Here is a 10,870-nt window from a genome sequence, read left to right on the forward strand (position 1 = left end):
GGGACTGGCCACGGGCATTGTGCAAAAGGCAGATGACTCAGGGTTTCAGTGGTCGCTCTTCGTCGAGATCAGAAAGGCTCTTGCCGTCGTCCGGATGCTTCCAGGTGGGATCCGGTGGATTCTCTTCCGGGGTCGCTTCGTCCGGCTTTTCCTCGTCGGCATCTTCGTCCTGTTCATGTTTCTTTTCGGTTGCCATAGGGCCCTCCTCCTGAGGTTTGTGTTCAATTTTCAGGATAGAACAAAACCACTGCTTCGCTATGGGCCACGGGTAGCGACAGCCCGGCACACTGTCTGCGTCCGGTGTCTGGCCAGGCGTCATATTTGTGCAACCTTACTGTCTTATTCTCCCGGCACTCCCTTTGGCCTTAGAAGGTGCCGGCCTGATGTTGCGCGCTCTGTTACCGCTGCTGCTCTGCGGTTTGCTTCCTTTATCCGCCACCGCCACGGCGCTGCCAACACCCGAACGCGGCCCTGCCCTGCGCATTCAAGGCTCCAACACCATCGGTGCGGACCTTGGCCCGGCGCTGGCTAAAGGGTTATTGCTGGAACAAGGGTTACTGAGGGTCCATAGCGAAGCCTCGGATAAATACAATGAACAGCAGATTGTCGGCCAGACTGCCCAAGGTCGGCGGGTGGTCGTGGACATCGCCGCCCACGGTTCCAGCACCGGTTTCGCCGCACTGAAAAACGCCAACGCCGATCTGGCGGCGTCTTCGCGCCCGATCAAGGACAGCGAACTGGTCGACCTCGAAGCCCTCGGCGACCTGAAAAGTCCGAGCGCCGAGCAAGTCATCGCCATCGACGGTCTGGCGATCATCCTGCATCCGCAAAACCCGCTGACTCAGCTGAACACCGAGCAACTGGCGCATGTTTTCAGTGGCGAAGTGAAAACCTGGGAAGAACTTGGCGGCCTCGGTGGGCCTATACACCTCTATGCCCGGGACGACCATTCAGGCACCTATGACACCTTCAAGGAGCTGGTGCTGAGCCATCGCGGGAAAGCGCTGGCCGAGTCGGCAAAACGCTTCGAGTCCAGCGAACAGCTGTCCGATGCGGTCAGTCAGGACCCGCAGGGCATCGGCTTCATCGGCTTGCCTTACGTGCGCCAGGCCAAGGCAGTGGCGATTGTCGACGGCGACTCGCAGCCGATGCTGCCGCTCGCCAGCCTGATCGCCACCGAGGACTATCCCCTGTCGCGTCGGTTGTATTTCTATTTGCCGCCCAATGGCCAGACCCCCTGGAGCGACGCGTTGGTGAAATTCGCCCAGAGCAGCAAGGGCCAGGAGATTGTCGCCGCCAATGGTTTTATCGCGCAGACCGTGCAAGCCATGAACGTCGCGTCGACCCCGCAAATGCCTGACGGCTACCGGGCGATCACCGAGCATGCACAGCGACTCACGGTGAATTTTCGCTTTGAGGAAGGTAGCGCCAGCCTGGACAACAAGGCCCGGCAGGACCTGTCGCGCGTGCTCGCCTATTTAAGGCAACACGACAAGCTGAACAAACAGGTGACGCTAGTCGGTTTCGGCGATGCCAAGTCAGATTCGCAGCGGGCCGCCCTACTATCGAAACTACGCGCCATGGCGGTACGCCGCGAGTTGGTGAAAAGCGGCGTGGTGTTTCGCGAGATTCGTGGCTTCGGAGCCGAGATGCCGGTGGCGGCTAACAGTGGCGATGAAGGACGGATCAAGAATCGCCGGGTAGAGGTCTGGGTTTATTGACGCTGGCGCTCACTCCGGCGATTCAGCCTTGCGTAACAAATAAGTGTCCATGATCCAGCCGTTGGCCAGCCGAGCGGCTTTCCTGACCCGTTCAATCTCTGCGGCGACGTCTTTGAGCTTGCCGCTAATAAGGATTTCATCGGGCGTGCCAAGGTAGGCCCCCCAGTATATCTGCTGTTCCTGATCGGCAACCTGCTGGTAGGCGTCTTCTGCGTCGAGCATCACCACCAGGCTGTCGGCATCGCTGACTTTGCCTGCGGCCAGTCGACGGCCGGTGGTAATTTCAATGGAGCGCCCAATGCGGTTCAACGGTACCTTGTGCCGTGCCGCCAGAGCCTGAACGCTGCTGATGCCGGGGATCACCTCGAACTCGAAGGTGCAGCGACCCGAATCGAGGATCGCCTGCAAGATCCGAATAGTGCTGTCATACAACGCCGGATCGCCCCACACCAGAAACGCCGCACATTCGTCGTCCGTCATCTCCTCGTTGATCAACCGCTCGAAGGTCTGTTGCTTGTCGCGGTTAAGCGTAACGACGCTGGCGTTGTAGTCCACATCGCCGCGCACGCGCTCGGGGCTGTGGGCCTCGACGAAGCGGTAAGCAGGATCGGTGATATAGCGCTCACAGATTTCCCGTCGCAGGTCGATCAACCTGTCTTTGCTCTGGCCCTTGTCCATCAGAAAGAATACGTCGACACGGTTCAACGCGTTGACCGCCTGCATCGTGATGTATTCAGGATGACCGGCGCCGATGCCGATGATCAGTAGCTGCTTCATGGATGCTTCACCTCGTCGTGTGCAGCCGTATCCAACAATCGCAGCCGCCAACGGCCATTGAAACGCAGTTCGGTGGCTGACAGCGGCTCGACGTCAATCAGGTTGAACGCCTCGGGTGCGCACTGCATCACCTTCATCAGTGCTGCGCGGATCACAAAAGGATGGGTAATTGCCACGAAATGCCCGGGTGTCGTGCACAGTGCTTCCAGCCAGTCGCCCACTCGCTGGCACAGTTGCGTCACTGACTCGCCACCATGCGGGGCCAAGGACGGGTCGCTGAGCCAGGCCTGCAACGCCTCTGGCTCGGCCTTTTGCAGATCGTCGATGCGCAGCCCTCGCCAACGCCCGACATCGTAATCGCCGAGTGCTGGCACGACCCGCAGGTCACTACCAAACAGCTCCGCGGTCTGGCTGATTCGGGTTTCCGGCCCACCCAGCAACTGCGGTGCACGTTTGAAACACCCTGCGCGACTGCCCTTCGCCGCTTGCCAGTCCATTTCCAGCGGCTCATCCATAGGAAAACGCGCCAATTTTTGTGCGACGGTTCGAGCGTGGCAAATCAAGGTCAAGCGAGTTACTGGCACGTGGGATCACTCAGATTTGCGAGTACGAAAGTGTACAACCGATCACGCAGCAGACAAATTCTGCCGCAACAACAGACAGTTGCGGCTGTTCTGTTGCCATGAAAAAAGCGAGACGCAACACATATCTGTCACGACAGTAGCCACTTTCCTACACCAGCTAAAGCGATGACTTACAGCATCGTTAGAAACCTATGAAAGCCCCGCCAGACAAGACTTTCGCCCCACTTTGGGGCCTTGTCGATAACAGAAAAAATTCACTGGACATGTAGCATAAATTACATAAATACTTATTTAACGGATTATGAAGCAAAAGCAACATCACCCTCCAGCAGGAGCTCGGATGCCCTCACTCAGAGACCGGATCACCGATCCCGACCTGGACCTCACGCCGTCGGAACGCAAAGTCATACGGGCTTTGCTGGACCAATACCCGCGTAACGGGCTGGGTCCGATGTCGCGCCTGGCCGAGCATGCCGGTGTCAGCGATCCGACCATCGTGCGGCTGGTGAAGAAACTCGGTTTCGGTGGCTATGCCGAGTTTCAGGACGCCCTCCTCAGCGACATGGACCACCGGCTGCGTTCACCCAGCGCACTGTTGCAACCGCGTTCGCACCTCAAACAAGACGATGCCTGGACCCATTATCTGGCGGACAGTCACCGCGCCCTGCTGGAAACCCAGGCCCTGACCCAACCTGAAGATGTGCGCATTCTGCTGGAATGGCTGCTGGATGTACGGCATCAGGTGCATTGTTTCGGCGGACGTTTCAGTCGTTTCCTCGCCCAGTACCTGCTCAATCACTTGCGCCTGTTACGTGCGGGCTGTTTCGCCCTGGAAGACAACGCGCAACTGCCCGATCGGCTGTTCGATGTGCAACGCCAGGACGTGGTGCTGCTGTTCGACTATCGACGCTATCAATCCCAGGCACTGCGCGTCGCCAGCGCGGCCAGGAGCCGGCATGCACGCGTCGTATTGTTCACCGACATCTACGCCTCGCCGCTGCGCGAGATGGCGGATCTGGTAATCACCGCGCCCGTAGAGTCGGCGTCAGCCTTCGACACCCTGGTGCCGGCATTGGCCCAGGTCGAAGCATTGATTGCCTGCCTGAGCCTGCGTTGCCCCGATCTTGCCGAGCGACTGGAAGGTATCGATGCCCTACGGAGTGACTTCACCACTCACCTGCTGGAGGAAAAATAAGGATGTTTATGCTCCCCCATCGCTCGCCCCGCGACCTGCCGTTTGCCGCCGACCACACCGCGCTGTTGCTGGTGGACATGCAACGCGCCTGGCTTGAACCACAGTTCGACCCGCACCTGCAAGAGCCTGACGCCGCGTACTTCCTCAACCGCACCCGCCACCAGGTGATTCCCAACCAGCGCAGGCTATTGAGCGCCATGCGCGCGGCCGGGCAGAACGTCCTGCACACGATCATCGAAAGCCTGACCGCCGACGGTCGCGATCGCTCGCTGGACCACAAGCTGTCAGACATGCACCTGCCAAAAGGCAGCCGGCAAGCCGCGATCATAGAAGAGCTGACACCGGTCGAGAACGAAATCGTCTTGCCCAAGACCTCCTCCGGGGTCTTCAACTCAACCCACATCGACTACGTGCTGCGCAACCTGCAAACCCGTCATCTGATTATCGCCGGCATCGTCACCGACCAGTGCGTCGACATGGCCGTGCGCGATGCAGCCGACCGCGGTTATCTGGTGACGTTGGTCGAAGACGCCTGCGCGACCTACACCGAGCAACGCCATCAGGCGTGCCTGAACGCGATCAAGGGCTATTGCTGGATCACCGACACCCAGACCGTGCTCGACCGTTTGCAGGCGTTGCAAGCATGAGTCGCACCCACAGCGGTGAGCCCCTGACGCCCGTGGCAATGACCACCATCGTCACCACGGACCTGATCGGTGTAACCCGTGGCCGTTCGTTTCCCACTGATGAACTGGAACACTATCAGGCCGCCGGCTGCGGCTGGGTCCCGGCCAACAGCGCGCTGACCCCGCAAGACATCATCGCCTCCAGCAACCCGTGGGGTGCCTACGGCGACTTGCGGCTGATCCCCGATCTGGCCAGCCGCGTGACGGTCAGCAACGGTCCCGATGCCAATGCGCCGGCCCTGGACTTTATCCATGGCGACATTTGCGAAACCGATGGCCGCCCATGGGCTGCCTGCCCGCGGACGCTGTTGCGCAACGAAGTGCAGCGTTACCACGATGAACTGGGGCTACAGATCACCGCAGCCTTCGAGCACGAATTCAACCTCACCACCGACAGCGCCCAGGCCGTACATCTGGCGTTTTCGCTAGAGGCCCAGCGTCAGGGCGCGGCGTTTGGCGGCTGGCTGCTCAGCGCATTGCGCGCCGGTGGGGTCGAGCCGGAAATGTTCCTGCCCGAATACGGCAAACACCAATACGAAATCACCTGCCGGCCGACCCAGGGTGTCGCAGCGGCCGACCGGGCGGTCAACGTGCGCGAGATCACGCGCGAGATCGCCCGGCAAATGGGCCTGAACCTGAGCTTTGCGCCCAAGACTTCCGAGCACGCGGTGTGCAACGGCGTACACCTGCACCTGAGCCTGCACGACCTGTCCGGCCATCCGGTGCTGTATGACGCTGGGACCGCCAACGGCCTGTCGACCCTCGGTCAGCACTGGTCCGCAGGCGTGCTGCACTACCTGCCGGCACTCTGCGCGTTGACGGCGCCGACGCCGAATTCCTATGAGCGCCTGCAACCGCATCACTGGAGCGCGTCGTACGCGTGCCTGGGTCAACGCAACCGTGAAGCCTCGCTGCGGATCTGCCCGACCGTGAGCCTCGGCGGCAAATCCGAGGCCGCGCAATACAACCTCGAATTCCGTGCCATGGACGCCACGGCCTCACCTCATCTGGCGATGGCCGCCGTGCTGATTGCCGGCCGACTGGGCATCGAGCAGCGCCTGGCGTTAAACGCAATCACCGATGAAATCCCGGATTCGCTGAATGAGGAACAACGCCAGCGCCGCGGCATCGTCGCCCTGCCCGCGTCACTCGCTCAGGCCCTGAACCACTTGCGGGGCAGCGAGGCCTTGCTGGAAGCCTTGCCGCGCGCCTTGCTCGACACCTACTTCGCCGTCAAAACCGAGGAACTGACCTTGACCCAACACCTGTCGCCCGCCGAACTGTGTGAGCACTATGCGCGCCTCTACTGAGCCCGCTGAGTTCGGGCTCTACACCGAGCCGGCGTACAGCCTGAGCCGGGAAGCGTCCGAGCACCCGCTGATTCTGGTCTGTGAACATGCCAGCCGCTACATCCCGCCGGCCTTGAACGACCTGGGTCTGAGCCGCGAGGCAGCGCACGAGCACATTGCCTGGGACATCGGCGCGCTGGCTCTGGCCGAGAGCCTGTCAAAAGCGCTCGGAGCGACCCTGCTGGCGGGCAACTACTCACGCCTGCTGATCGACCTCAACCGACCGTTGCTGGCCCCGGACAGCATCCCGGCCAAGAGCGAGATCTACCAGATCCCCGGCAATCAGCACCTCGACGAAGCGACTCGCGAATATCGTCGCCAGTGTCTGTTCCAGCCATTTCACACGCGCCTTGGCGAACTGATCGATACACGTCTGGCCAAAGGCCGAGCGGTGCGTGTGGTGGGCATCCACAGTTTCACACCGATCTACTACGGCCAGCCCCGAGCGCTGGAAGCCGGCGTGCTGTATGCGCGGGCCGAGGATTATGCAAAGCGACTGATCGACGGATTGGCCTGGCATCCGCTGCGGGTCGCCGGCAATCAGCCCTACACAATCAATCCGGCGGGAGACATGACGGTGCCGGTTCACGGCGACGCCCGTGGTCTCGACGCGGTGCTGATCGAGGTGCGCAACGACCTGTTGCGCAACCGGCTGGCGGTCCAGACCTGGAGCGATTATCTGGCGCCGCTGCTGTAGAACCGCCGCCTGAAACGAACGGTTTCAAGCTGAAAAAAAGGAATGGTTGTACCGGTAAAACAACGATAACAAACGCTGTAGGGTGTTTTGACCTGCCAGGTTCAAACACATTGCCGTCAGGGATAACAAGGAGAACTGCTTCATGGAAATAGAAGAATTCGGCTACAAGCAAGAGTTGAAACGTAGCCTGTCGCTGACCGATCTGGTGGTTTACGGGATGATTTTCATGATCCCCATCGCACCCTTCGGGGTGTATGGCTACGTGAACCAGGAAGCGCCCGGCATGGTGCCGCTGGCTTACATCATTGGCATGGTAGCGATGCTGTTCACGGCATTGAGTTACGGCAGCATGGCGCGAGCCTTTCCGATTGCCGGCTCGGTCTACTCCTACGCACAACGCGGGCTGAACCCGCACGTCGGCTTTATCGCTGGCTGGCTGATGCTGCTCGACTACCTGCTGATCCCGCCTCTGCTCTACGTGTATGCGGCGATGGCGTTGAATCACCTGTACCCGGACATTCCCAAGGTCGGTTTCATCCTCGCCTTCCTGGTCAGCGCGACCTTCGTCAACCTGCGGGGAATCACCTTTACCGCACGGATGAATATCATCTTTCTGCTGGCGCAATTGGTGGTGCTGGGGATCTTCCTGTTTTACGCCTGGACCGCCTTGCACGGTGGCGCCGGTAACGGCCAGCTGACCCTGGCGCCGTTGTACAACCCTGAGCACTTCAACTTCGCGTTGCTGATGCAGGCAGTGTCGATTGCCGTGTTGTCGTTCCTTGGCTTCGACGCCATTTCAACCCTGGCCGAAGAGATCAAGGGCGATCCCGGTCGCAGCGTTGGCAAAGCCGCGTTGATCACATTGGTGGTGATGGGGGTGATTTTCGTCGTGCAAACCTGGATCGCCACGGACCTGGCCGCCGGCATGGGCTTCAAGTCTGCCGATACTGCATTCTATGAAATCGCCGAAATCGCTGCTGGCAGCTGGCTGGCGACCGTCACCGGTGTGGCCACGGCATTGGCCTGGGGCGTGGCGGTGGCGATCACCTCGCAAGCGGCGGTATCGCGCTTGCTGTTCGGCATGGCACGCGACGGCAAACTGCCCAAAGTGCTGGCCAAGGTACACCCCAGACACAACACCCCGCACGTCAGTATTTACCTGGTGGCGGTGCTGTCGCTGGTGATCTGCTACCTGTTCATCAACTCGGTGGACACCCTGACTTCATTGGTCAACTTCGGTGCCCTGAGCGGCTTCATGCTGCTGCACCTGACAGTGATCAACTACTACTGGCGTCGGCAGAAGTCCGGCCAGGTGATTCGCCATCTGGTCTGCCCGGTGATCGGCTTCATCATTGTCAGCGCGATCATGTACAACATGGGCGTCGATGCGCAGAAGCTCGGCGGCATCTGGATTGCGGCGGGTCTGGTCTACCTGTTTTTCCTTAACCGAATCGGCGCCAGCACGGTGTTGCCGGACCCCTCCAACAGTTGAAAAGGCCAGTGTTTGAAAGGTCGAGCGGTCGCTGACAGAGATTAGCCGGCCGCCGTCGTAACGCGTGGAAACCGACAGTGATAGTCAAGCCTGATGCCCGGCATCAGGCCCTTTGATACAGGAGTATATCCATGCTGGCCTTACGACCGGTTCAGTTATCCGACCTGCCGCAGTTGCAGCAACTTGCGCGCGACAGCCTGGTGGGCGTCACTTCATTGCCGGACGACACCGAGTGCCTGCGCCAGAAGATTCTCGGCTCCTGCGCTTCGTTTGCCAGCGAGGTGCAGAGCCATGGCCCGGAGAACTATTTCTTCGTGCTGGAGGATCTGGCCAGCCAACGGCTGCTGGGCTGTTCGGAAGTCCTCGCGACCGCCGGTTTCAATGAACCCTTCTACAGCCTGCGCAACCGCCCGTTCCCCAGTGAATCCCGCGAGCTGAACATCCAGCATGGGGTACCCGCGCTGTCGCTATGCCAGGACCTCAGTGCCCACACCTTGCTGCGTGGTTTCCACATCGACACCGAGCTTGAGCACACGCCGACCTCGGAATTGCTTTCACGGGCCCGGCTGATGTTCATCGCCGCCCACCCTCATCGCTTTTCCGACGCGGTGATCACCGAAATCGTCGGTTACAGCAGCGACGCAGGTGAATCGCCGTTCTGGGATGCCCTGGGCAAGCACTTTTTCGACCTGCCCTATGTCGAGGCCGAACGCCTCTGCGGCTTGCAGAACCGGAGCTTTCTCGCCGAGTTGATGCCGCACTACCCGATCTACGTGCCGATGCTGCCCAATGACGCTCAGGCGTGCATTGGCCGGATTCACCCGGATGGCCAGGAAGCCTTCGATATTCTTGAGCGTGAAGGCTTCGAGACCAACAGTTACATCGACCTCTTCGACGGTGGGCCAACGCTGTTTGCGCGCACCCCGAGGATTCGCTCAATCGCGCGGACCCGCACCGCCGTTGCGCACTTGAGTTCACACAGTGGCGGCAAGACGCCGTACTTGCTAAGCAGTGACGCATTGGAAAACTACCGGGCGATTGTCGCCGAACTGGACTGGAGCGCAGACGAGCCCGTCATGCTCAGCGCCACCCAGCTCGACGCCTTGCAACTGAACAACGGCAGCCCGGTTCGGCTGATCGCGCTATGAAGCAGATCTTCCAAGGAGCTCCATCATGATCGTGCGCCCGGTTCAAATGACCGACCTGCCCGCGCTGCTGGCGCTGGCACGCCGCGCCGGCCCGGGGTTCACCACGCTGCCAGCCAACGAGGAACGTCTGACCCTTCGCGTACGCTGGGCCCAGCGGACCTTTGCCGGACAGGTTGAACGGGCCGACGCTGACTACCTGTTCGTGCTCGAAGACGACGATCAGCAAGTGATCGGCGTCAGCGCCCTGGCGGGTGCCGTCGGGCTGCGTGAGCCCTGGTACAACTACCGCGTCGGGTTGACGGTCAATACCTCGGCGATCCTGGGGATCCAGCGACAGCTCCAGACCTTGTTTCTCAACAATGAGATGACCGGCCAATCGGAAATTGGCTCGTTGTTCCTGAGCCCGGATCAACGCCAGGGCCATAACGGCCGATTGCTGTCGGTCGCGCGATTGCTGTTTGTCGCCGAATTCCCGCAGTTGTTTGGCGAAAAACTCATCGCCGAGCTACGCGGTTGCGCCGACGAGCAAGGGTGCTCGCCGTTCTGGGACAGCCTGGGCCGGCATTTTTTCAAAATGGATTTCAGCCACGCCGATCACCTGTCCGGGCTCGGCAACAAGTCGTTCGTCGCTGAACTGATGCCACGCCAACCGTTGTACACCTGCCTGCTCACCGAGCAAGCTCAGGCGGTGATCGGCAAGGCCCACCAGAATGCCGAACCGGCGCGCAGAATCCTCTGCAGCGAAGGCTTTTCCCACAAGGGTTACATCGACATTTTCGATGGCGGTCCGGTAATCGAAGCCCAGGTTTCGAAGATCCGTGCCGTGCACAACAGCCAGTCGCTGGCCCTGGTGGTCGGCACACCCGACGACAAGGCACCGCTCTGGCTGATCCATAACCAGCGCCTGGAAAACTGCCGCATCACCGCTGCCCGCGCCCGACTGGTCGGCAACAGCTTGCTGGTCGATCGCCTGACCGCCAAGCGCCTGCAATTGCAACCGGGCAACTCGGTGCGTGCCGTGCCGTTGCTCAAGCAACAGCAGCAGGCGGTTGCCGCCTGATGTGCCAAACATCCGCCATGGATGTGCCTGCACGGACCGTGTAGCAATCCCGCTCGCCGCAGGACCTATCAAAAGCAAACAAGCAAAAAGCCCGCTCAGTGGCGTAATGCTGTTCACTTAAGCGGAGCAGCCTTACGGTCTACTGGAAAACGGGTCTTTGA

Annotated in this window: 11 protein-coding genes; 8 read left to right on the forward strand and 3 right to left on the reverse strand. The window is 60.5% G+C overall.

Annotated features, from left to right (window positions below; genetic code table 11):
- Positions 1-37: 37 nt before the first annotated feature.
- Complete coding sequence (locus tag AC1RPZ_RS14670; RefSeq protein WP_493137753.1) at positions 38-196, reverse strand: hypothetical protein; 159 nt, start codon at positions 194-196, stop codon at positions 38-40.
- A gap of 184 nt (positions 197-380) precedes the next feature.
- Here AC1RPZ_RS14670 and AC1RPZ_RS14675 point away from each other — a divergent pair, with 184 nt between their 5' ends.
- On the forward strand, positions 381-1,721 hold the full coding sequence (locus AC1RPZ_RS14675; RefSeq protein ID WP_493137772.1) for a substrate-binding domain-containing protein: 1,341 nt from the start codon (positions 381-383) through the stop codon (positions 1,719-1,721).
- Positions 1,722-1,730: 9 nt separating this feature from the next.
- On the opposite strand, the gene cobF is transcribed toward AC1RPZ_RS14675, so the two are convergent.
- Both cobF and AC1RPZ_RS14685 read right to left on the reverse strand, forming a co-directional pair.
- Entirely contained in the window at positions 1,731-2,498 is a 768-nt protein-coding gene (gene cobF / locus AC1RPZ_RS14680; protein WP_493137754.1) for a precorrin-6A synthase (deacetylating), read from the reverse strand.
- The gene (locus AC1RPZ_RS14685; RefSeq protein WP_493137755.1) at positions 2,495-3,082 is read right to left on the reverse strand and encodes a histidine phosphatase family protein; all 588 of its coding nucleotides are present in this window, start codon (positions 3,080-3,082) and stop codon (positions 2,495-2,497) included. The genes cobF and AC1RPZ_RS14685 overlap by 4 nt, the downstream gene beginning before the upstream one ends.
- Before the next feature lie 340 nt (positions 3,083-3,422).
- Between AC1RPZ_RS14685 and AC1RPZ_RS14690 the strand changes: the two genes are divergently transcribed.
- From AC1RPZ_RS14690 to astA, 7 genes are all read left to right on the forward strand, one after another.
- Positions 3,423-4,277, forward strand: a complete 855-nt coding sequence (locus tag AC1RPZ_RS14690; protein WP_493137756.1) for a MurR/RpiR family transcriptional regulator — start codon at positions 3,423-3,425, stop codon at positions 4,275-4,277.
- 2 nt (positions 4,278-4,279) lie between these two features.
- Complete coding sequence (locus tag AC1RPZ_RS14695; RefSeq protein ID WP_493137757.1) at positions 4,280-4,924, forward strand: cysteine hydrolase family protein; 645 nt, start codon at positions 4,280-4,282, stop codon at positions 4,922-4,924.
- Entirely contained in the window at positions 4,921-6,273 is a 1,353-nt protein-coding gene (locus AC1RPZ_RS14700) for a glutamine synthetase family protein (protein ID WP_493137758.1), read from the forward strand. The genes AC1RPZ_RS14695 and AC1RPZ_RS14700 overlap by 4 nt, the downstream gene beginning before the upstream one ends.
- Positions 6,257-7,009 (forward strand): N-formylglutamate amidohydrolase, encoded by a 753-nt coding sequence (locus tag AC1RPZ_RS14705; protein ID WP_493137759.1) that lies wholly within the window; start codon positions 6,257-6,259, stop codon positions 7,007-7,009. Before AC1RPZ_RS14700 ends, AC1RPZ_RS14705 begins: the two co-directional genes overlap by 17 nt.
- Before the next feature lie 142 nt (positions 7,010-7,151).
- Complete coding sequence (locus tag AC1RPZ_RS14710; protein ID WP_493137760.1) at positions 7,152-8,501, forward strand: APC family permease; 1,350 nt, start codon at positions 7,152-7,154, stop codon at positions 8,499-8,501.
- Between the two features lie 131 nt (positions 8,502-8,632).
- Positions 8,633-9,649, forward strand: a complete 1,017-nt coding sequence (locus tag AC1RPZ_RS14715) for an arginine N-succinyltransferase (RefSeq protein ID WP_493137761.1) — start codon at positions 8,633-8,635, stop codon at positions 9,647-9,649.
- 25 nt (positions 9,650-9,674) lie between these two features.
- Positions 9,675-10,709, forward strand: coding sequence for an arginine N-succinyltransferase (gene astA, locus AC1RPZ_RS14720; protein ID WP_493137762.1), 1,035 nt, complete (start codon positions 9,675-9,677; stop codon positions 10,707-10,709).
- The last annotated feature ends 161 nt before the right edge of the window (positions 10,710-10,870 follow it).

This window comes from Pseudomonas sp. GW822-FHT02D10 (genome assembly GCF_058802345.1).